We start from the raw sequence: 20505 nt of genomic DNA on the forward strand, positions 1-20505 counted from the left end.
GAATTAAAAGTGTCTGACTGTCGCTAAGTAAGGCGTCTCAGATGGGATCGTTGCCAGAGGCAAAAAAAATTAGGCTTCCAGAAAGTTCGCAACTTCTTGATAACCATAAAACTTTATCTTTCAGGTGAAGTCATTTCACGTTGTGTACATGCCGAATTCACTGAAACAGGATCCGTACCGCCAAGCCCTGCAACGGCTGAACAGGATCTCATTCCTGCATCAGGATGACTTCCAGGGTTATTTGCACGAGATATTACGGGTCGGCCGCGACATTTTTCAAAGTGATAACGGCTTTTGCTCCCAGATCACTGGGGACATCTATCATGTCTTTGACGTGGTCGGAGATTCTTGGGGCATCCGCAAGGGAGACAACCTCCCTCTCAAAGATACGCTCTGTGCAACAATCATCTCGTCTGACAAACCTCTGGCTCTAGATGACCTTTCTGGTGATGATGCAAGCTGCCATCCCGCCCTGCCCGCAGATGCCTTCGGCAGTTATATCGGTGTTCCCCTCCTTATTGATGGGGCTCTCTTCGGGACCTTAAGTTTCGCTAGCAAGTCGCCGCGCAAAATCCCGTTCACTGAGGATGACATCGAACTCATCTCTTTGATGGCGACTGGCATCAGCTCGGGCTTTAAGCTCAAAAAGACAGCAGAGATGCTGCGCTTTTCAAATGAGCAGATGCAACTCATCCTCGACAACATCCCGGCACGGATCTGGTTCAAGGATGACAAGAACAGGATTCTCAAGGCCAACAGGGCCGCTGCGCAATCCATGGGCTTCAGCAATCCTACTGACCTTGAAAATGCCGACACCTACGAGCTGTTCCCTAAACAGGCGGCCAAATATCATGCCGATGATCTCGAAGTCCTAGACAGCGGCAATGCCTATACCGGGATTATTGAGCGCTATACGCCTGACGGGATGGAAGAAGGCTGGATCAGCACGGATAAAATCCCTCTTAGGCTCGAAGATGGCCGCCGCGCTCTGCTTGTGGTGTCGATGGATATTACCGATCAGGTCGCAAATGGATATAGCGAGGAGACGCCGTCTCCTTCGACTATTACGTACCGCAAGCGTGATCTTTCGGAGAGCTAGGGTTCCCTGCTCCCCCTAGAATTCCTGCCGCTGACCGCAAAACTTCTGTGCAGCTTGGGCACTGGCGTGACCGGATCATGAACCCTACCTCAGCCGTCTGAAGGCAATGAGGACACCCCCATGACCCAGCCCATCGAGCTTTATTTCTGGCCGACGCCCAATGGCCACAAGATCACAATCGCGCTGGAAGAGATGAATCTTCCTTACACGATCCATTACGTCAATATCGGCAAGGGCGACCAGTTCGCGCCCGACTTCCTGAAGATCGCGCCGAATAACAAGATGCCCGCCATCGTTGACCCCGTCTCGATCGATGGAGAGCCACTCTCGCTTTTTGAATCCGGTGCCATCCTGCAATATCTTGCGCGCAAGACGGGCCTTTATGCCGGTGAGACACCGCGCCAGCAGGCGATCATCGAGCAATGGCTGATGTGGCAGATGGGCGGGCTCGGCCCCATGGCGGGACAGGCCCACCACTTCCTCAATTACGCGCCCGAAGACGTCCCCTACGGCAAAAAGCGGTATAAGGATGAAGTTAACCGCCTCTATGGCGTTCTCAACAAACAGCTTGAGAAGAATGAGTTCGTCGCCGGCGCCTATTCCATCGCCGACATGGCGATCTACCCTTGGGCGCGGCTCTGGGAAAATCAGGCCCAGGACATTGCCCAATTCCCCGCTATGAAGGACTGGCTGGAGCGTGTCGCGACCCGTCCGGGCGTCGAGCGCGGCATGTCGGTTGGCAAGGAAGCGCCGAAAACCAATCTCGCTGACGACAAGGAAGCGCAGAAAATTCTGTTCGGTCAGCGCGCCGGATAATCACCCTATGGCTGTATTCTAGAGGTCTGATTCGCCCCTGAGCCGTTCGGCATTGTCCCGCAATGTCTTACGGCCGGGGGCCATCCAGGCATCAAAAGCGCCCTGCACAAGGTCGGTGCCCGCTGGCGTACTCCACGCATTAAAGACCGCATCAAAGCAGTATTTTTGGAGAGAAATGAAGCCGTCGACCGCTGCATCGGCTTTCTCCAGCACCATCCGTTCGGCTTCGAGACGACGTGCCGGGGTCGGATCAGCCATCGTAAGCGCCAGCATGGGCAGGCGTGCTGACAGCACTTCCGTGACCGCTTCGAAATCTTTCCAGATATTCGCCTGGTGCATCATGGATATGACTGTTGCCTGCGTCGCCATCCGGCGCAACCGCGTGATAAGAGAGCGGGGAAAAAACTTTCCCGTGAGGAGGAACCATGACGCTCACCATCTATCACGCCAAATTTGCGCGTTCTGTCAGGGTCATCTGGGCCTGTGAAGAGCTCGGCCTGCCCTATGAAGTTGAGGAAGTCAGCCTGCATCACGGAAGAAAGGCGCCGGAGGGGGATCCGAATATTCACCCCTTACAGAAAGTCCCTGCCCTGAAAGATGGCGATGTTGAGATGTTCGAGAGCCTCGGCATTCTCGACTATATCTTTGCACGATATAAAGACGAGCTTCGCCCTAAGCCCGAAAGTGATGAGTACCCGGCCTATTGCCAGTGGTATCATTTCGGCGAGGCGACTTTGGCTCCTTACGTCACCATGGCGCTGGGGCACCGCGCGCTCCTGCCCGAGAAAATGCGGATCGAGGCCATGGCTGGCTGGGGCGAACGTGAGGCAAAGAAATGTTTCGCGCTGATGGCCAAGCCGCTGGAGACACAAGACTACCTTCTGCCGAGCGGATTCTCGGCGGCGGATATTTCCTGCGGCTACATGCTGTTGCTCGCAAAATTCGCCAAGATTTTCGATGGGGCGCCGGAACCAGTCACCGCTTACTTCAAGCGGATCACCGAACGCCCGGCATGGAAGAAAGCTACCTCACTCTGAGGACGGCGCGGTCATCATCTCATCGAGTAGGTCTTGTTCAAGGGCGGCGAGGATGGCCTCGCCCGCCCCGCCCGGCACGGTCTCGCGGCTGATCTCCATCATCACCGGGACCGCGAGGGGCGAGACCTGATCGAGCGCGCGGTGAACAAGATGCCCCCTCGCCCGCTGGAGCAGCGATTGCAGCCGGGAGATATCGAGGAATCCGGCTGAGGCATCCGCCCACGCCGCTTTCAGCAGGATATGATCCGGCTCATGCTCGCGCAGCACATTATAGATGAGCGAGGTCGAGAAGGCGATCTGGCGGCCTGATTTATCCCCGCCCAGATGATTTCGTTCTATCATGCCAGCGATGATCGCACAGTTCCGAAAGGTCCATTTCATGAGATTGGCTTCGGCGAGCCAGGCTTCGAGGTCATCGCCCAGCATGTCCTCATCAAAAAGCGCATCGAAATCGAGGCCGCTCGGATCCTGCCGCATCCAGATCGAGAGAGCGTATTCTGTGGGACAAAACCCCAAGGGCTGCATGCCTGCGCGTTCGAGCCGCTTGGTCAGGAGCGTGCCGAGTGACTGATGCGCGATCCGTCCGTCGAAAGGATAGCAGACGAGGAAATACCATCCCCGCCGCTCGAAGGTCTCGATCAGAAATTCATCCGGTTTCGGAATATATGATTTCTGTTCCTGCAGGGTGAGCCACTCGCCGACCTGCGGAGGCAATGCGCCCCAATGCGCGCGGTCGGCCAGCATTTCCCTCACCCGCCCAGCCAGAAAACTCGATATTGGCAGTTTCGATCCCGCCCATGTCGGAATACGGGGGTTCTCCTCTGGTGCGCGAGAGACATAGACCTCCATCCCCTCTGAGCCTTCGAACCGCAGGACTTCTCCGGCAAAAAGAAACGTGTCGCCGGGGGTGAGCTGGGTGATGAACCATTCCTCAATCGTGCCGAGCTTCGGCCCCGGATGGGTGCGTCCTGGACGGCCATTCTTGCCGCGCGAGACCCTCCCAAGACGGACGGTATAGACCGGCAGCTCGACAATGGTGCCTGAATTGAGACGATAAAGCTGTGCAGTCTTCGGATCCCTGATGCGCATTTTGCCATCTGGCAATTTCACGATCCGGCGGTAACGATCATAGGCCCGCATCGAATAGCCGCCGGTCGCCACAAAATCGAGCGCCTGATCGAACAACTCGCGCGGCAACTCCGCATAGGGCGCCGCCGAGCTGATCTCGCGATAGAGCGCATCCGGATGAAACGGCTCGGCGCAGGCCATGCCCCAGATATGTTGGCAGAGGACATCAAGCGCACCGCCTCGTTCGGGCTCGCCATCGAGAAGCCCTGCCTCGACCGCTTCCTTGGCCGCCACACATTCGAGGACTTCAAACCGGTTGCCGGGAACGAGAAGCGCCCGGCTCGCCTCATCCATCCGGTGATTGGCCCGCCCGATCCGCTGGATCAGCCGTGCCGCGCCTTTGGGCGCCCCGATACAGATGACAAGATCGACCGCCCCCCAATCAATCCCGAGATCAAGCGTCGCGGTACAGACGACCGCGCGCAGGCGCCCCGCCACCATCGCCGCCTCGACCCGCTCGCGCTGCTCGCGGTCAAGACTGCCGTGATGAAGCGCGATGTCGAGATTGTCGTCATTCATCCGCCACAGCTCGGCAAAACAGATTTCCGCTTGGCTGCGCGTATTGGTGAAAATCAGCGCGGTGTTCGCCGTCTTGATCGCCTCATAGATCCCGGCAAAGGCATGACGCCCCGTATGCCCGGCCCAGGGAATGTGGTCCCCCGGCGTCAGCACACGGACTTCCGGTCTTGCCCCGCCCTTGCCGAGGACCAGTGCCGAGCGTGCCTCCTCCCCTGCCTTCGGCTGGGCGACGAGATAGCACTGCAGCGGCACGGGGTCATCGACCGTCGCAGAGAGGCCAAGGCATCTGACCGCAGGCACCATGCTGCGCAGCCGGGCAAGGCAGAGCGCCAGCAGGTCGCCACGTTTCTTGCCCGCAATCGCATGAAGCTCATCGATGATGATGGTCTTGAGCCCGGCGAAAAGATCGTCTGCGGAAGGATGCGCCAGCAGAAGCGAAATCTGCTCCGGTGTCGTCAGCAGCATGTCAGGCGGCCGCGCCCGCTGGCGCTGTTTGACATGGCTCGATGTATCCCCGGTCCGGGCCTCGATCACGATATCAAGGCCCATCTCCGCGACCGGCGCCTCAAGGTTGCGCGCAATATCGACAGCCAGCGCCTTCAATGGCGAGATGTAGAGCGTGTGGAGCGAGCGTTCATTCTGCGGGCTGCGATCAAGCTCGATCAGCGAGGGCAGGAATCCGGCCAGCGTCTTGCCGCCGCCGGTCGGCGCGATCAGCAAACAAGAGCGCCCTGCCTCGGCATGGGCCAGCATCTCTGCCTGATGGGCACGCAAGTGCCAGCCGCGGTCATCGAACCAGCGGGCAAATTTCGGCGGCAAGACAGCAGAATCATTCGGAAACTCTGCGCTCGCGCCCCTTTTCTTGGCACCAGACATCGCCTAACCGATACGCGTCCGCCGCCCCTCGCGGCAATAACCGGATTTGGCACCACATGACCGAGATTTTTCCCGTCATCATGGCAGGCGGCACCGGCACAAGGCTCTGGCCGCTTTCGCGGCGGGCCCATCCCAAGCAGTTCCAGCCGCTCCTGTCCGAGAAATCCATGCTGGCCGAGACCACTGACCGGCTGACAGCGATTGACGGCATCCAGCTCGCCGACCCGATGGTCATCTGTGGCGCGGCGCATGAAAGTCTCGTGCGGGACTGTTTTGATGGTGAGACTCGCAAGCTGGGCCGAATGGTCTTGGAGCCTGAAGGCCGGAATACAGCGCCCGTCGCGATCATTGCGGCGTCATTAGCTGCCGAAGAAAATGAAGACGCCCTCGTCCTTCTCCTACCCGCCGATCACCATATCGCAGACCCCGCAGCGTTCGGGGATGCGGTGCGCAAGGCGGCCGCGGCGGCAGAACAGGGATATCTGACCACATTCGGGATTGCGCCGTCGCACCCGGAAACAGGCTACGGCTATATTCTGCGCGGCGAGCCGCTCTCTGTTGGGGCGTATACGGTCGAACAATTCGTTGAAAAACCAGACCGCGAAACCGCCGAAGCCTATCTCAAAGATGACCGCTATAGCTGGAACGCCGGGATCTTCCTCTTCCCGGCTCGCCTCCTTCTCAAGGAAGCTGAGGCCCATGCGCCGGAGATCCTGCGGGCCAGCATCGATGCGCTGCGTGCCTCTATGCGGACGACAGACAAGATCGCCCTTGATGCAGAAGCCTTCGCGGCCGTGCCGGGTGACTCTATCGACTATGCGATCATGGAGCGGACAGACCGCGCCGCCGTCATCGGCCCGGTCAGCATGGGCTGGAACGATATCGGCTCCTGGCATGCCGTCCGTGAGCTGAAAGGCGCGACCGAAGGCCATAACGCGGCGGACAATGCAATTGTCAGCAATTGCCATAACACGCTGGTCCATTCCGACGGCCCGCTGGTGGCCGCCATCGGACTTGAGAATGTCGTCATCATCGCAACCGGCGATGCGGTGCTCGTCGTCGATGCTGACCACGCACAAGAGGTGAAGGGCGTCATCGATACGCTCAAAGCCGCCGGCCGGGACGATCTGCTCTAGGAGTATGGCGGAGACGGATCTCATCTCCGCAGCCGCTCGTCTGAAAGACTGGCTCGTCGAGGCGGCGCTGCCCCTCTGGGCCAATGCTGCACTCGACCCCGAAGGCGGCTATTACGAAGACCTGACCCCGCAAGGCGCACCGCGTAAGGACCAGATCCGTCGAGTGCGGGTACAGCCGCGGCAGGCTTATGTCTACGCCCATGCCGCCCATCTTGGCTGGAGCGATCAGGCCCGCGCCTTCTCCGATCACGGCTTTGATTATCTTCTGTCCAGAGCGGCCTTCGGGGATCCGCTGGATCCTGCCAGTTTTGATGGCTTTGCGCATCGTCTTCACCCGGATGGAAGTGTCGCCGATCCGCGCCGCGATACCTACGATCATGCCTTCGTGCTGCTCGCTTGCGCGTGGCGGATAAGAGCATTCAGAGATGACCGTTCACGACAGGTTGCCAAGGCAACGCTTGGTTTTCTCGACCGGGAGTGCGGCCAGCCCGATGGCAGCTTTCTGGAGGGTCGCCCGCATCAAGACCCGCGTAGACAAAACCCGCATATGCATCTCTTCGAAGCCTTCATGGCGCTCTTCGAAGCGACGGAGGATGACGCAAACCTCGAAAGAGCACGGCGGGTCTTCGCCCTGTTCCAAACGCATTTTCTTGACACGGAGCAGACCGTGTTGCGGGAGTTCTTCCAGGATGACTGGCAGCTCTCCGCCGAAAAAGGCCATTTGATAGAGCCCGGCCACATGATGGAATGGTGCTGGCTCCTCGACCAATATGAGGCGCTGACGGGCGAAGACATGTCCGAGCTTATCAGACGGCTTTATACCGCCGCAGAGCCTCTTGGGCTTGAGCCGCAAAGCGGCTTTCTTGTCGATTGCGTCTCACTTGAACCATCTCGGCCCATACCGCCTGCGCGGCGAACATGGGTGCAGACGGAATATATCAAGGCCACCTTGGTTCGGTCACGGCGCGGCGAGACAGCGTTTGCCAGCAAAGCCGCCTCTCTGATCAACAGGCTTTTTGGGACGTATCTGAAAAGCGACGTCCCCGGCGGATATACCGACCGCTATGGTGCGGACGGTGAGGTCATCTCTGATGCCATGCCAGTTTCAACGCTCTATCATTTAATGAGCCTTGGCGCCGAAGCGGACCGGACGGTCAAGGCCCTCGGCTGACCTCTACTTCCTCTCCTCACGCCCGAAATCTATCCAAGCCCGACCAGACGCGCCTATTCTCCTAAGTACGCGCGCAAACAAAAAGGGCGGCCCGAAGACCGCCCTTTCCTTACGCCACTGAAGTTTTACTCAGTACGCAACTTTACATTTTTGTCCGATTAGAACTCGTAACGAGCACCGAAGCGGATTTCGTAGCGCGATGCGTCGCCTTGGCGGCTTTCGCACGGCGTGGACGGAACGCCCGACGCGTCAACTGCACAGATCGACGGGAAGCCCGGCTCGCGCAGGATGCCCCATTCGTCGTTCAGGAGGTTCGTGAAGTTGTCGATGACGATGAAGGCAGAAGCCTTGTGGTCTTCAAAGACGTTGAACTCCTGCTCGACTTTGACGTCGATCTTGCCCCACCAGGAACCCTCTTCGCCATTACGTTCCGCGCCAGCGGCGAGATAAGGACGACCTTCGAGGAAGGGGTTGAAGCCAGAGATCGAGTTCGGATCGACATCGATCGTGAGGCTGTACGGACGACCCGAGCTGACCTGACCAAAGGCAGAGAACTGAGTGAGGTTTTCACCGAAGAAAGCCTTCTCGTAGTTCACGAGACCCGTGAAGCGGTGCTTGGTGTTGTAGTCGGAGATTGCAGAGCTGACGTCCTGCGGGTCACCGAATGCACGGTTCACATAGTTCGAGAACGCGACCGACGAAGTCATCGGGTGAACGTCTTCGGCATCCGAGTAGGCATAGCCGAGCGACCAATCGAGGCCGAAGTCGTAGTCTTTTGCGATCGAGCCCGAAAGAAGAAGCGAGTCAGCATCATCATCCGAGTTGGTCAGCACAAAAGCAGCTTCACGCGTGCTGGAGTAAGTCGGGTACTCACGACCATCCGGACCCGTCGTGGTGCCGGTCTGCTCGAGATCGCCACGGATCCAGACTGCGCTGTCCACGGACATTGTGAACAGAGCATCAGCAGAAAGGACGTACTCGCCACCAAGTGCCGGTGCGTCGACGAGGAAAGTACCGCCAAGAGCGAATTTCCATTCGGACGGAAGCTCAAAGTCCGGATCAAGATAGTTGATCTCGAAGTTCGAACCTGCGCCAGCAGCAACAGCATCGATCATGGCTTGCGGGACGCAGTAGCCCGGGCCAGTCGGAACGCCAGCTTCGCACATGCCGTAAGGAATGGTGAAGATCGACGGACCGCCGTTTTGCTCGAGACCGAAGGAACCACCATCAGCACCGAATTGCAGCACGTTGTTGGCTGAGTAGGTGTTCGACAGCCAGACATTCGGGTTACCGCCCGAATAGAGGCCAACACCACCACGCAGATCGACGTTCGACGTCATATCCCAGGTGAAGCCAAGACGCGGCTGCAGCAGGCCTTCGCCGTCAAGCGTCTGACCATTCGAGAAGCCGTAGTCTGCAAGGAAATCCGGGTTGGTTTCCGGTGCATCATCCGTGGTGTACCAGTCGTAGCGAAGACCGCCGATGACAACGAAGCCATTGCCGAAGTCATACTCGTCCTGGAAGTACACGGTGTTGATCGAATAACCCCAATCAGCAGCAGCGTCAGCCGGATCACCGGAAGGCGCGTTGTTGTAGTTGATGTTGTCAGCAAGGCCGAGTTCGAAGTTCTCGATCGCCGGATCGAAGATCCCCGGAAGCATTGCGCCGCTGAATGCGTCGAAGTCGATTTCAGTTTCAACGTGCTGGACGAAGACGTTGAAGACTTCGAGCGACTCGATTTCGTAACCGAAGCTGAAGTTGTGGTTGCCTGCGTCGTAGAAGCCTTTGAGCGCAAGGTTGAACGTGTCGTATTTCAGCTTGTTGGCCTGACGGCTGTCATCGCCGCCGAGATAAACGTGAACGTCGTCGGTCTCGATGGTGATTTCACCGAAGTCCGTACCACCGACAGAGATCTGACGGTTGTCGAGTTCAGAATAGCCTACACGGATTTCAGTCGAGAAGTTCTCGGTCCAATCCGAATAGAGCGAGCCAACATAAGAAGTGAGTTCCGAACCGCGCTCATAGAGGTGGTTGGAGAATTCAAGCTCGTTCAGGTCACCGTCGGACTCAACGATGTTGAAGCCGTCGTTCCAGTTGTAGGTGAAGGACGCACGGTGATTATCAGTGACGTTCCAGTCGAGTTTGATGAGGATCTTTTCGTCTTCATTGTCGAAGCTGGAAGGGATCACACCCGGATCGTAGCCATAGATGTCACGCGAAATACGCAGGATCTCGTCGATCTCAGCTTGCGTGATGTTGACTTCGTTGACTGCACCAGAGCCGATCGGCCCACGGTCGAAGAGGTTCACACCGTCGAGTTTTTCGTATGCAGCGAAGAAGAACAGTTTGTCCTGAATGATCGGGCCGCCGATGCCGATACCGTAGCGGTACTCGTCATATTCGCCGGACTCGATGTCGTCGCCTTCGAGGCTGTCGGCGCGCAGACCGTCATTGGTGTAGTCGCCAAAGATGTAGCCGTGGAAGTCGTTCGTACCGGACTTGGTCACAGCGTTGATGTTACAGGCAGAGAAGCCGCCATACTGAACGTCAAACGGTGCAAGCTCGACAGCAACCTGCTCGATCGCGTCGTAAGAGAACGGGATCCGCTCGGTCGGGTAACCGTTGGCGTTCAGGCCGAAATTGTCGTTCATGCGAACGCCATCGACAGTCAGCGAGTTGAAGCGGGAGTTTTTGCCGCCACACTGAACGGCGTTGATGTCACCGCGGCTCTCATCGACATAAACGCGCGGGTCGAGGCGCAGGATGTCGGTCAGGTTACGGTTGATGGCCGGAGCGGTTTCCAGCGTATCAAGGCCGAAAGCAGCGCTCGGGCCAGCTGCGAGATCAGCGCCAACAGCCTGGCGTGTCGCAACAACGACGATCGTGTCGCCGCCGGTGGAAGAAGAAAGGTCGAAGCTGAGCGACGTCGTATCGCCGAGAGAAACGCTCAGATCTTCAACGCGCTCGCCCTGATAGCCAGAGCTCGTGACAGCAACGCTGTATGTGCCGCCAACGCTCAGGCTGCGGAAGGTGAACTCACCGGAAGCACCGGTCGTGACCGAACGGCGGTAGCCGGTTTCAGCATCGGAGATGACGACGGTCGCGCCGGAGATCGGTGCGCCAGCTTCGTCGGTAACGGTGCCGCGAATGGCGCCGGTTGTTTCCTGCGCAGCGGCGAAGCCGCCGATAAGCGCGAACGCGGCTGCACCCGCAGCAAGCGTGCTTTTGAAGCTCATGGATATACCCCTATTGGAACGATGAATAAGTGTTCAGGTACTGACCTACCCACGGGCCCGCTAGGCCCTCAATGTAACAGTTCCGTGACAAGATGGTCTCAACAGCGTGACATGCTGCAGCTGCACAAAGAGCGTTACTTTTTGGCCACAGTTACAGTTGAGCGAAACCGTCGCGGCAATTTCGTGTACTGATAATGTGGAAAAAATAAATCTGCTCGCAGCTACAGGAGCATAGCTTCATCATGCTCCACGAGCCGTGCGCGTGACAGAATCCTGCGCACGGACAAACCGCAATGAGTCCAGTCGTTTACATACGATCGGGAATTGGCAGCCCAAGAATTGTGAGCGCATTTGTGAGCTGATCGGCCGCTGCGCGGACCAGACGGAGCCTTGATGCGCGTTTTTCCACATCCGCCTCGTCTCCGATTCGGCACGCGGCGTAGAATCTCGAGAACGCCTGCGCCAGTGAGAAGGCATGATCGCACAAGAGATGCGGCATGCGTTTCTGATAGGCCCCCTCGACCGCCTCGGAATAGGCAGCAAGCTCAAGCACGAGATCGCGTTCGGCCTGTTCGGTGACAACGATGTCCGCCGTGCCGCCATCGCTATCGGCCCGCGCCAGCACGGAACGGATTCTGACAACGGCATAAAGAAGATAGGGGCCGGTCTTGCCTTCAAACGTCACGAAGCGTTTCGGATCAAAGATATAGTCCGAGGTCCGCGGATTGGAGAGATCCCCGAATTTGAGCGCGGCCACCCCGACCTTGCGGGCGATCTCGGCGCGCTCTTCATCAGAGAACTCCGCGCCCATCTCGCCTTCGGCGATCCGCGCCTCGGCCTCTGAGACGACCATGTCGATGAGATCGCGCAGGCGCAGAACGCCCCCTTCGCGCGTCTTGAACGGCTTGCCGTCCGTCCCGTTCATCGTGCCGAAGCCTGTATGCTCGAGCCGGTCGAGCCCAATCAGCCCCGCCTTGGCGGCGGCCCTGAAGACTTCCTCGAAATGCTGGGACTGCCGGTTATCAACGACATAGATGATGCGCTCAGCGCCGAACTCATCAACCCGCTCTTCGATGGTCGCCATGTCGGTCGAGTGATAGCCGACCGAGCCGTTGGATTTCACCATCATCACGGGGTTGAGCTTCTTCTTGTCACTTTCTTCGGCAACGAAAATGACCTTGGCGCCTTCGCTCTCAACAACGAGGCCGTCCTTTTCGAGCCGCTCGGTCAGCGGGCCGATCCGGTCCTGCACATCCGCTTCGCCCTTCCAGAGATCAAAGCTGACCCCAAGTTCGGCATAGTCGCGCTCAAGCGCGGCTTTGGAGACATCGACGAAATGCTGCCATAACGCGCGATAGCCGGGCCGGCCCTGCTGGAGCGCGGTGGTCGCGGCTTGCGCTTTTGCGCGATAGGCCTCGTCTTCTTTGCTGGCGGCAGAGGCGATTGGATAAAGCCGCGCAAGATCATCGACCGTGACCGGACTTTCCGAAGGATAAGGCCCGGTGTTCCCCTCATCGAAATAGGGAAGATCCGGCTGTTCGATCTCAAGCTGGGTGATGAGCTGGCCCATCTGCAGGCCCCAGTCGCCTAAGTGGATATCACCAAGGACATCGTCCCCGGCGAGACGGAAGAGCCGCTTCATGGCCTCGCCGATGATCGCAGCCCGCAGATGCCCGACATGGAGGGGCTTGGCGACATTCGGGCCGCCATAATCGATGATGACTTTCTCGCGCGCATCTTCGGCCCGCGCCCAGGCGCCCGATTGCGGATCAGCGGCAATCTTGGTTGCCGCCTGCCCCAGCGCCTCATCGGTGACGGTCAGGTTGAGAAAGCCCGGCCCTGCGAGTTCGACTTTCGCAAGCAACGGATCGGCCTCGAGCCGTTTGGCCACGGCCTCGCCGAGCGCACGCGGATTCTGCTTCTGAGCCTTGGCGGCAGCCAACGCGCCATTGCACTGGAAGGGCGCAAGGTCAGGCCGGTCAGAGCGCTGAACGCGCCCATAGGACGCATCCATGCCTTCTGCGGCAAAGGCCTCGCCCACCACTCCGGACAAGCGGTCGAGCAAAGAGTGTGTCGTCATCAGAGTTCGGGAAATTTCAGGCTGTCATCACGCCGGTTATAGAGAAGCTGGTCACGGGTCAGGGCGAAGCCCACCGCGATCTCGAAATTGGTGCCGGAGATCGACTCATCGCGCCGGGGGATGATCACGTTCTTGATATCCTCGGTGATATCGATCGAGGCAATATCGCCACGGATACGGACCTGCTTGGTGAAGACTTCCTTGGCGATGACTTCGCGATTGGTGCGCATCACGGCCACGAAATAGCTGACCTCATGGACCTCGCCTTGAGCTGCCGGACCCTTGCCCACAGACATGTCGACCTCAACGACGGCCTCAATCGGACGGTCGCGGACGTAGCGGCAGTTTGAACGGACATCCTTGATCTCCGCCGACCAGGCAATCGTCTCAAGCGACGGCTCGCCATCGAATTCGATGACGCTGGCGGCATCCTCAAGCGCGAAAGTGTTGGGGCAGTAGCCGACATTGACCTCGTCGGCAGTGCGGATGTCATCCAGTGTCCCGCAGCCAGCAAGCAGCGCGGTCATGGAAATCAGGCTAAGAGAAAGGCAGCGCATGGCAGGACCCTCAGGAACGTCTTTGACAATCACCATGATGGAGTATCAAAGGACACGCAAGCGATGCGCGCCTCACCATGGCGTAAGGAAGAGTTAGGTGGATGCCCGAAGCTGCGCCCTCTGTCACCCTCCGTCTGGCCGCGCCGCGCGGTTTTTGTGCCGGCGTCGACCGCGCCATTGAAATGGTCAAGAAGGCCATCGAGCGCTATGGCGCGCCGGTCTATGTCCGCCACGAGATCGTCCATAATGAAACGGTCGTCGCGCGCTTGAGAGAACTCGGCGCGGTCTTTGTCGAGGAACTTGAAGAGTGCCCCGATGACCGCCCGGTCCTCTTCTCCGCGCATGGTGTGCCCAAATCGGTGCCAGCAGAAGCAAAGGCCCGTAACCTGAAATTTCTCGATGCGACCTGCCCGCTTGTCTCGAAGGTCCATATCGAGACCGCGCGCCACCATGCGAATGGCCATCACGTTCTTCTCATCGGTCATGCCGGTCACCCGGAAGTCATCGGCACGATGGGCCAGCTGCCGCAAGAGGCGATGACGCTGATCGAAACCGTCGAGGACGCTGAAAACTTTATCCCCCCCTCGGGCGGGCTCGCTTATGTTACCCAGACCACGCTGTCGGTCGATGATACGCAGGCGATTGTCGATGCCTTGAAGGCGCGCTTCCCGGACATCCATGTGCCGCATAAGGATGATATCTGCTACGCGACCACCAACCGGCAGGAAGCCGTCAAGGTGATTGCTAAAGACGCCGATGCGCTGATCGTGATCGGCTCACCGGCTTCCTCCAACTCACAACGTCTGGTCGATGTCGGTCGCCGCGCGGGTTGCCCCTATGCGGTACTGGTTGAGAATGCAGACGTGGTCGACTGGGAAGAGATCGAACGGCTCGCCCCGCAAAAAGTGGCGATCACTGCCGGGGCTTCTGCGCCGGAACATCTCGTGCAAGGCCTTATCGAGGCATTCCGCTCCCGGATGAATGTGACCATCGAGGAAGTCGAAACGGCCCGCGAGAATGTCACTTTCAAACTTCCCCGCGAACTCGTCTGAGAGATCGAGGGGGAGGTTATGGCCGTCTATACCCATGTCAGCCGTGAGGAGCTTGAAGACTTCCTCACCCGCTATGACCTGCCGCCGCTAGTTGCCCATCACGGGATCGAGGCGGGGGTCGAGAATTCGAATTATTTCCTCGATACCGAAGACGGCCGTTACGTCCTCACCCTGTTTGAAAAACGGGTTGCCGAAGAGGACCTGCCCTATTTTCTGGGGCTGACGGAGCATTTGCGGCAAAAGGGGATGAACGTTCCCGCCCCTATCCACCTCAAAGATGGTGACATGATCGGCCAGCTCTGTGGCCGCCCGGCAGCGATTGTCACCTTCCTGCAGGGCGTAAGTGAAAAAAGCGCCAATCTCGCGCAGGCCCGCGCGGCAGGCACTTTGCTCGCACAGTTTCATCTTTCTACGGATGGATTTGAGCCCGAACGCGCCAATGACCTCGGCCCAGCGGACTGGGCCTTGATGGTCAAAGGGCTGGGCGACGGGCTCAACAAGATTGAGCTCGGCCTCTTTGGCAATCTGCGGGCCGAAGCAGAGCACCTGATGGCATCATGGCCTTCCCAGCTGCCGCGCGGCCAGATCCACGCGGATTTCTTCCCGGATAATGTCATGTTCGATGGCGACAGCCCGGCAGGCGTTATCGATTTTTATTTCGCGTGTACGGATTTCTTTGCCTACGATCTCGCCATCGCCATGAATGCCTTCACGGCTGAGGATGCGCCCTCTCCCGATCTCGGCATGGCCCTCATGCAAGGCTATGAAACGGTTCGCCCGTTGAGCCGTGAAGAAAAAGAAGCGCTGCCTCTCTTCTGGCGCGGCTCAGCCTTGCGCTTTGCCCTCACCCGCGCACATGATTTCATCCATCAGGTGCCGGGCAGTCTTGTTCAGGTCAAAGATCCCAAACCCTGGCTTGCGCTTCTGGGCGCACACCGGCAAAGCCCGGGCTTCTTTTCCGCCTGAGGGGTTCGGCATGATTGAGATTTATACGGATGGTGCTTGTTCGGGGAATCCGGGTCCAGGCGGATGGGGTGTCCTCATCCAAGAGAACGGCCAAGAGCGGAAACTCAGCGGCGGCGAGCGGGCAACGACCAATAACCGCATGGAGCTGATGGGCGCGATCGAAGCCCTCAAGGCTTTCCCCGAAGGCACGCCGCTCACTCTTCATACGGACAGTACCTATGTAAAGAACGGGGTGACGAGCTGGGTCCACTCATGGAAGCGCAATGGCTGGAAAACGGCATCAAAGAAGCCTGTCAAGAATCAGGACCTCTGGGAAATGCTCGATGCCCTCGCCTCCTCGCGTCAGGTGACGTGGAAATGGGTCAAGGGTCACGCAGGACATCCGGGCAATGAAGAAGCCGACCGGCTGGCCCGTGAGGGGCTCGAAGCCGCGCTCTGAAACTTGATCTCAGATCAACAGTTTTCATGATTTGCGTTTCGCCCACGGGGGTGTGCACACTCCTCCCGTTCAGCCAAACCCCCTGGGAGGGAATGTCATGAAACTGAAACTGCTTGCCTGCGCTGCCGTCCTGACACTGGCCGCCTGCGCCACACCGTCGACCGGCCCCGATGCGACGGCCCGGTTTGACCGTTTTGAGTATGCCTCGGGGGCAGTCGATTTCTCCTCTTACGATCAGGTCTTTATTGCCCCGATCACGGCATCTGATGAGCTGAAGGAACTTGTCGGCTACCGCCCGATGGGGCCCAGCGACACCAAACGGCCTATCACGCTCGATGACCTTGGCGACAAGGCAGAAGACCTTGATGACGAAGTCCGCACCGCGCTCGGCGGCGTCGTCGAACTCGTCGGCGCTGGTGGTCCGGGCATCCTCACCCTTGAGGTTGAGATGACCAAGCTCGAAGCAAACCGCCCGACACAGGCCGACATGATCGCAGAGCCCAGCCTCAGCCTACAGAGTGTCTATGCCGGCAAGGCAGAAGTCATGGTGACCTTCAGTGAAAACGGCCGCGTGCTCGCAACAGCTGTTGATGGCGATTATCCGACCCTCAACGATACGCTGCCTCCCGCGCCGATCTGGTCGACGGTCAATCAGTATTACAGCCGTCTTGCCCGCAAGCTGGCTGACCTGATGAGCTAAGGCTCAAGGAATGCCGATCAGCTTGTGTGTCTGGAGTGACAGGCGCCATTGCGGATGTGAACGGCAATAGGCGATCGTCTCGGCGGTCGCCTTTTCCTTGTCGGGCCCATCCATGGGCTGAAGGAAGAAATGCTCGAAACTGAGCCCGGCAAACTGCTCCGGCTGCGCATCCGCCTGCGGATAGACGAGTTTTAATTCGTGCCCGGAGGTCTGAACCAGAGGTGCCGTGCTTTTCGGGCTGACGCAGATCCAGTCGAGCCCCTCAGGCGCGGGGATCGTGCCGTTGGTCTCAACCCCGACTTTGAAGCCGATCTGGTGGAAGGCAACGATCAACTGGCTGTCGAGCTGGAGGAGCGGCTCGCCGCCCGTGCAGACTACATAAGGCCGCCCGCCTTTCGGCCAAAAGCTTGCGACATGCGCCGCAAGGGCAGCCGCAGTCGGGAACTTGCCGCCGCCCGGCCCGTCTGTGCCGACAAAATCGGTATCGCAGAACCGGCAGACGGCTGCGGCCCGATCCTCTTCCCGGCCCGTCCACAGATTGCAGCCGGCAAAGCGCAGGAAGACGGCCGCCCGGCCCGTCTGCGCGCCCTCGCCCTGCAACGTGAAGTAGCATTCCTTGACGCTATAGGTCACTTGGCCGCCTGCCATTCGGCATAGCCCCGAGCCCGCTCAACGCAGGCCGGGCATGTCCCGCAGCCATAACCCCAGTCATGACGCTGAGACCGGTCACCCTTGTAACAGGTGTGGGATGTCTCCCGGATCATCTCGGTCAGCTCGTCCCCGCCCAGCTCATTGGCAAGCGCCCAGGTCTCTGCCTTTGAGCGGAACATCAGCGGGGTCTCGACCTTCAGATCAGGATCAATCCCCAGCGCCAGCGCCTGCGCCAAGGTCTGGATCGTGTCGTCCCGACAGTCCGGATACCCCGCCGCATCGGTCTGGCACATCCCGCCGACAAGATCGCCGATCCCCCGGCGCACGGCCAAAGCGCCCGACAAAGCGAGGAAAACTACATTGCGACCTGGCAGAAAGGTCGTCGGTAATCCCCGCCGGCCCGTCTCGATTTCGAGTTCCGCCGTCATCGCTGTCGCGCCGATTTCATTAAAAGCCGGGACCGTCAGCGTGTGATCTTCGCCGAGTTTGCCGCCTTCATCCCGCGCAGCATACCAGTCACGGACCTTTTGCCGGGCTTCGAGTTCCACGCGGTGCCGCTGGCCGTAATCGAAGCCGACAGTCTCGACACGGTCATATCGCGCCAGCGCCCAGCCAAGGCACGTCGCAGAATCCTGCCCGCCAGAGAGAAGCACCAGAGCTGAATGTCGATCGAGGTCCATTCGCCGCCTTTAGCGCCGCGCGAAGCGTCTGACACCCCTCGCCTTTTCATTATACGGTTAATCAGACGGAAAGCTTACGCCACTTAAAGTTGCAACCATCGGCGACGATCCTCCCTGATCGATCCGATGGGGGCGCCACCAATGTTTCCCCGAGGAAATCGCCGATGGTGAGTGCAGATGGCCCTCTGCATGATCCGGGGTGCGGGAAGGATGTCCTTCTTTCCGCACCCTACTCTCATCTTTTAGTGATCGTGCGGATCCTGTTCATGACCCATTGAGGCATCATGCGGCTCTTCTATGTGGTCATGACCGAATGACAGACCGAAGGCGAGCAGGACACCCAAGAGATAGGCGATCAGCACCCGCGCCCGAATGCCATCAATGACATGGGTCGGCAGATGGGTGGCTCCAACATAAAGAAGTGCGCCGGCCGCGGCTGCGAGGAAAAGTCCGAAATCAGGCTGCGACATGCCGTCGAGCACCTCGAGGGAGACCACAGCCCCGAGCGGTGTCGTGATCGCCGCGCCGATGAATCCGCCGAGCCATGAGACAAGCGCATTCGCCCCGCCCGTCCGCAGCACCGCATAGAGGATCACAGCCTCCGCAAATTCATGCGTGATCAGGCCAATGGAGGCGACCCAGCCTACGAATGGATCGTGGTCAAAGAGGATCCCGTATTCAAAGCCATCAAGGAATGAGTGAATGCCGATGGCAAAGAGCGGCGCAATGACCATGAGCCCCTTTCCCTGACGGAAAAGCGCGTTGACCCCGAAAAGCAGCAGATACCCGGCGAGCGCGACAAACGGCGCGTTCGGATGGGCCTTGAAAGCGGATGGCAGAAGAAGAAGCGCTGTCGTGACCAGAATGCCGGATGCAAAGGCGGCAAAATGCACACGATTGCGCATCGCCCAGGCGTCATTGATGCTGACGATGACCAGCCCGAGCGTCGCAACACCGGCAGCCACGAGGCTTGCCAGCACCGCCAAAGGCAGGCTCTCAAGAAAATCAACCATTCACCACCGCGCGCGGGGATCCCCCAAAGATATACTGTCCCCAGCAAAAAACTGGCACCTTTTCTCAGCGAACACAAGCATTCGCCGTGATAAAGTCACGCAATCGCATGACCCAAAAATGCGTCTTTTTCTCATGCATGGCGCCATTGCCACAGATCGGCAGAGTGATAGCCTATCGACATTATATAATAGGGAGAGCTCCAATGCCCCGTTTCCAGATCGCCAGCCTTGCCCTTCTCAGCCTTGGACTGATGGCCTGCGGCACATCAGCCTCTAGCGAGGACAAACCGACAACCGAAGAAGCCCTTGAGGACAAGCGCGTCGGCGAAAGGGTTGATCGCGTTTGCTTTGCCCAGTCGATCAGCGGCTTCCGCGAATGGGACGGCCCTGACGGGCTGATCCTGAAGAAAGGCGTCCGCGACGAATATCTCGTTGTCCTGTCTCGCTCGTGCCGGTCGGCGGACCGCGCCCAGCGGGTCGGCCTTGATGACCGCTTCGGGTCAGGCTGCATCACCCGCGGCGACTCCCTTTATATCTCTGAGGAGATTTTCGGCGGCAACGACACAGATCCTTTCACGGTCGATCGCTGTCTCATCACCGCAATTTATGAGTGGAATGAGGATGCCGCAGAGGAATAAGGGAGGGCTATGACCTCTCCTTCTCCTCTGATCCTTCCCTTCGAAGGCAAGACCCCGCAAATTGACGACAGCGCCTTTATTGCTCCTGGCGCTGTCATTATCGGCGATGTGACCATCGGACCTGAGGCTTCGGTCTGGTACGCTTGCGTCCTGCGCGGCGACACCAATGCCATTAAAGTTGGTGCACGAAGCAATATTCAGGACGGCACCATCATCCATGTCGACGCTCCCGACCATGGCGGCACGCCGGTTCTGATCGGCACGAATGTCCTCGTCGGGCACAAATGCATGCTGCATGGCTGCACCGTTGAGGATGAGGGCTTTGTCGGCATGGGCGCGACCATGCTGGATGGCTCAACCGTGCAGACAGGCGCATTCCTCGCCGCAGGCGCTTTTCTTGGCCCGAAGAAAACTGTGCCGAGCGGTGAGATGTGGGGCGGTCTGCCCGCCCGCAAGCTACGCAATCTCAAAGGCATGGAAGACAAGATGGCCGCGATGGGCGCGGCGCATTATGTCGAGGAAGCCCGGAGGCACATGACAGCCCTTGCCGAGGCCGCCGAGTAAGCGCCCAAGCTGCTTGACAGTGTGGTGGGCAAATCCCAAATCCTGATCCTCTCAGGGCCCGTAGCTCAGTTGGTAGAGCGCGTCGTTCGCAATGACGAGGCCAGCGGTTCGATTCCGCTCGGGTCCACCATCATTTTCCCATTGCTA

General features: G+C 58.9%; 19 protein-coding genes and 1 tRNA gene. 12 read left to right on the plus strand and 8 right to left on the minus strand.

Features of this window, described 5'->3' with window-relative positions; translation table 11 throughout:
* The first annotated feature begins 148 nt into the window (after nt 1–148).
* Both DX908_RS06110 and DX908_RS06115 read left to right on the plus strand, forming a co-directional pair.
* Nucleotides 149–1099, plus strand: a complete 951-nt coding sequence (locus tag DX908_RS06110) for a GAF domain-containing protein (RefSeq protein ID WP_116391525.1) — start codon at nt 149–151, stop codon at nt 1097–1099.
* 120 nt (nt 1100–1219) lie between these two features.
* On the plus strand, nt 1220–1915 hold the full coding sequence (locus DX908_RS06115; RefSeq protein ID WP_116391526.1) for a glutathione S-transferase N-terminal domain-containing protein: 696 nt from the start codon (nt 1220–1222) through the stop codon (nt 1913–1915).
* A gap of 18 nt (nt 1916–1933) precedes the next feature.
* Here the strand turns inward: DX908_RS06115 and DX908_RS06120 are convergent, their stop codons facing one another.
* A complete protein-coding gene (locus tag DX908_RS06120) occupies nt 1934–2257 on the minus strand; it encodes a hypothetical protein (RefSeq protein ID WP_116391527.1) in 324 nt (107 codons plus the stop codon).
* Between the two features lie 83 nt (nt 2258–2340).
* Between DX908_RS06120 and DX908_RS06125 the strand changes: the two genes are divergently transcribed.
* On the plus strand, nt 2341–2952 hold the full coding sequence (locus tag DX908_RS06125) for a glutathione S-transferase family protein (protein WP_116391528.1): 612 nt from the start codon (nt 2341–2343) through the stop codon (nt 2950–2952).
* On the opposite strand, the gene DX908_RS06130 is transcribed toward DX908_RS06125, so the two are convergent.
* On the minus strand, nt 2944–5475 hold the full coding sequence (locus DX908_RS06130; protein WP_116391529.1) for a ligase-associated DNA damage response DEXH box helicase: 2532 nt from the start codon (nt 5473–5475) through the stop codon (nt 2944–2946). The two genes, DX908_RS06125 and DX908_RS06130, sit on opposite strands and share 9 nt — an antisense overlap.
* A gap of 56 nt (nt 5476–5531) precedes the next feature.
* On the opposite strand from DX908_RS06130, the gene DX908_RS06135 reads away from it, so the two are divergent.
* Nucleotides 5532–6611 (plus strand): mannose-1-phosphate guanylyltransferase/mannose-6-phosphate isomerase, encoded by a 1080-nt coding sequence (locus DX908_RS06135; RefSeq protein WP_116391530.1) that lies wholly within the window; start codon nt 5532–5534, stop codon nt 6609–6611.
* 4 nt (nt 6612–6615) lie between these two features.
* Nucleotides 6616–7782, plus strand: a complete 1167-nt coding sequence (locus DX908_RS06140) for an AGE family epimerase/isomerase (protein WP_116391531.1) — start codon at nt 6616–6618, stop codon at nt 7780–7782.
* Between the two features lie 158 nt (nt 7783–7940).
* On the opposite strand, the gene DX908_RS06145 is transcribed toward DX908_RS06140, so the two are convergent.
* The 3 genes from DX908_RS06145 to DX908_RS06155 form a co-directional block, all read right to left on the minus strand.
* A complete protein-coding gene (locus DX908_RS06145; RefSeq protein ID WP_116391532.1) occupies nt 7941–11018 on the minus strand; it encodes a TonB-dependent receptor in 3078 nt (1025 codons plus the stop codon).
* Nucleotides 11019–11325: 307 nt separating this feature from the next.
* On the minus strand, nt 11326–13098 hold the full coding sequence (gene argS / locus DX908_RS06150; protein WP_116391533.1) for an arginine--tRNA ligase: 1773 nt from the start codon (nt 13096–13098) through the stop codon (nt 11326–11328).
* The gene (locus DX908_RS06155; RefSeq protein ID WP_116391534.1) at nt 13098–13691 is read right to left on the minus strand and encodes a hypothetical protein; all 594 of its coding nucleotides are present in this window, start codon (nt 13689–13691) and stop codon (nt 13098–13100) included. Before DX908_RS06155 ends, argS begins: the two co-directional genes overlap by 1 nt.
* 65 nt (nt 13692–13756) lie before the next feature.
* Between DX908_RS06155 and ispH the strand changes: the two genes are divergently transcribed.
* The 4 genes from ispH (at nt 13757) to DX908_RS06175 (ending at nt 16812) form a co-directional block, all read left to right on the plus strand.
* Entirely contained in the window at nt 13757–14707 is a 951-nt protein-coding gene (gene ispH / locus DX908_RS06160) for a 4-hydroxy-3-methylbut-2-enyl diphosphate reductase (protein ID WP_116391535.1), read from the plus strand.
* A gap of 18 nt (nt 14708–14725) precedes the next feature.
* On the plus strand, nt 14726–15673 hold the full coding sequence (gene thrB / locus DX908_RS06165) for a homoserine kinase (RefSeq protein ID WP_116391536.1): 948 nt from the start codon (nt 14726–14728) through the stop codon (nt 15671–15673).
* Between the two features lie 10 nt (nt 15674–15683).
* Entirely contained in the window at nt 15684–16112 is a 429-nt protein-coding gene (rnhA, locus tag DX908_RS06170) for a ribonuclease HI (protein ID WP_116391537.1), read from the plus strand.
* Nucleotides 16113–16209: 97 nt separating this feature from the next.
* Nucleotides 16210–16812 (plus strand): DUF3313 family protein, encoded by a 603-nt coding sequence (locus tag DX908_RS06175; protein ID WP_116391538.1) that lies wholly within the window; start codon nt 16210–16212, stop codon nt 16810–16812.
* Nucleotides 16813–16815: 3 nt separating this feature from the next.
* On the opposite strand, the gene queE is transcribed toward DX908_RS06175, so the two are convergent.
* The 3 genes from queE to DX908_RS06190 all read right to left on the minus strand — a co-directional run bounded on the left by queE (nt 16816) and on the right by DX908_RS06190 (nt 19156).
* Nucleotides 16816–17445: a 7-carboxy-7-deazaguanine synthase gene (gene queE / locus DX908_RS06180; RefSeq protein ID WP_116393008.1), complete on the minus strand. Its 630-nt coding sequence runs from the start codon at nt 17443–17445 to the stop codon at nt 16816–16818.
* On the minus strand, nt 17442–18143 hold the full coding sequence (gene queC, locus DX908_RS06185) for a 7-cyano-7-deazaguanine synthase QueC (RefSeq protein WP_116391539.1): 702 nt from the start codon (nt 18141–18143) through the stop codon (nt 17442–17444). Before queC ends, queE begins: the two co-directional genes overlap by 4 nt.
* 242 nt (nt 18144–18385) lie before the next feature.
* Nucleotides 18386–19156, minus strand: a complete 771-nt coding sequence (locus tag DX908_RS06190; protein ID WP_116391540.1) for a ZIP family metal transporter — start codon at nt 19154–19156, stop codon at nt 18386–18388.
* A gap of 203 nt (nt 19157–19359) precedes the next feature.
* On the opposite strand from DX908_RS06190, the gene DX908_RS06195 reads away from it, so the two are divergent.
* The 3 genes from DX908_RS06195 to DX908_RS06205 all read left to right on the plus strand — a co-directional run bounded on the left by DX908_RS06195 (nt 19360) and on the right by DX908_RS06205 (nt 20488).
* Nucleotides 19360–19794 (plus strand): DUF6491 family protein, encoded by a 435-nt coding sequence (locus DX908_RS06195; protein WP_116391541.1) that lies wholly within the window; start codon nt 19360–19362, stop codon nt 19792–19794.
* 9 nt (nt 19795–19803) lie between these two features.
* Nucleotides 19804–20358: a gamma carbonic anhydrase family protein gene (locus DX908_RS06200; RefSeq protein WP_116391542.1), complete on the plus strand. Its 555-nt coding sequence runs from the start codon at nt 19804–19806 to the stop codon at nt 20356–20358.
* 54 nt (nt 20359–20412) lie between these two features.
* Nucleotides 20413–20488, plus strand: a tRNA-Ala gene (locus DX908_RS06205).
* The last annotated feature ends 17 nt before the right edge of the window (nt 20489–20505 follow it).

This window comes from Parvularcula marina, assembly GCF_003399445.1.
In the GTDB taxonomy this organism is placed as follows: Bacteria; Pseudomonadota; Alphaproteobacteria; order Caulobacterales; family Parvularculaceae; genus Parvularcula; species Parvularcula marina.

What these genes read in the sequence shown, in the direction of transcription:
- DX908_RS06195 (WP_116391541.1), top strand. Translation starts at nt 19,360, where the DNA reads ATGCCCCGTTTCCAGATCGCCAGCCTTGCCCTTCTCAGCCTTGGACTG.
- DX908_RS06125 (WP_116391528.1), top strand. Translation starts at nt 2,341, where the DNA reads ATGACGCTCACCATCTATCACGCCAAATTTGCGCGTTCTGTCAGGGTC.
- DX908_RS06190 (WP_116391540.1), bottom strand. Translation starts at nt 19,156, where the DNA reads ATGGTTGATTTTCTTGAGAGCCTGCCTTTGGCGGTGCTGGCAAGCCTC.
- DX908_RS06200 (WP_116391542.1), top strand. Translation starts at nt 19,804, where the DNA reads ATGACCTCTCCTTCTCCTCTGATCCTTCCCTTCGAAGGCAAGACCCCG.
- queC (WP_116391539.1), bottom strand. Translation starts at nt 18,143, where the DNA reads ATGGACCTCGATCGACATTCAGCTCTGGTGCTTCTCTCTGGCGGGCAG.
- ispH (WP_116391535.1), top strand. Translation starts at nt 13,757, where the DNA reads ATGCCCGAAGCTGCGCCCTCTGTCACCCTCCGTCTGGCCGCGCCGCGC.
- DX908_RS06135 (WP_116391530.1), top strand. Translation starts at nt 5,532, where the DNA reads ATGACCGAGATTTTTCCCGTCATCATGGCAGGCGGCACCGGCACAAGG.
- DX908_RS06175 (WP_116391538.1), top strand. Translation starts at nt 16,210, where the DNA reads ATGAAACTGAAACTGCTTGCCTGCGCTGCCGTCCTGACACTGGCCGCC.
- rnhA (WP_116391537.1), top strand. Translation starts at nt 15,684, where the DNA reads ATGATTGAGATTTATACGGATGGTGCTTGTTCGGGGAATCCGGGTCCA.
- DX908_RS06140 (WP_116391531.1), top strand. Translation starts at nt 6,616, where the DNA reads ATGGCGGAGACGGATCTCATCTCCGCAGCCGCTCGTCTGAAAGACTGG.
- DX908_RS06155 (WP_116391534.1), bottom strand. Translation starts at nt 13,691, where the DNA reads ATGGTGATTGTCAAAGACGTTCCTGAGGGTCCTGCCATGCGCTGCCTT.
- DX908_RS06145 (WP_116391532.1), bottom strand. Translation starts at nt 11,018, where the DNA reads ATGAGCTTCAAAAGCACGCTTGCTGCGGGTGCAGCCGCGTTCGCGCTT.
- thrB (WP_116391536.1), top strand. Translation starts at nt 14,726, where the DNA reads ATGGCCGTCTATACCCATGTCAGCCGTGAGGAGCTTGAAGACTTCCTC.
- DX908_RS06120 (WP_116391527.1), bottom strand. Translation starts at nt 2,257, where the DNA reads ATGATGCACCAGGCGAATATCTGGAAAGATTTCGAAGCGGTCACGGAA.
- DX908_RS06110 (WP_116391525.1), top strand. Translation starts at nt 149, where the DNA reads ATGCCGAATTCACTGAAACAGGATCCGTACCGCCAAGCCCTGCAACGG.
- argS (WP_116391533.1), bottom strand. Translation starts at nt 13,098, where the DNA reads ATGACGACACACTCTTTGCTCGACCGCTTGTCCGGAGTGGTGGGCGAG.
- DX908_RS06130 (WP_116391529.1), bottom strand. Translation starts at nt 5,475, where the DNA reads ATGTCTGGTGCCAAGAAAAGGGGCGCGAGCGCAGAGTTTCCGAATGAT.
- DX908_RS06115 (WP_116391526.1), top strand. Translation starts at nt 1,220, where the DNA reads ATGACCCAGCCCATCGAGCTTTATTTCTGGCCGACGCCCAATGGCCAC.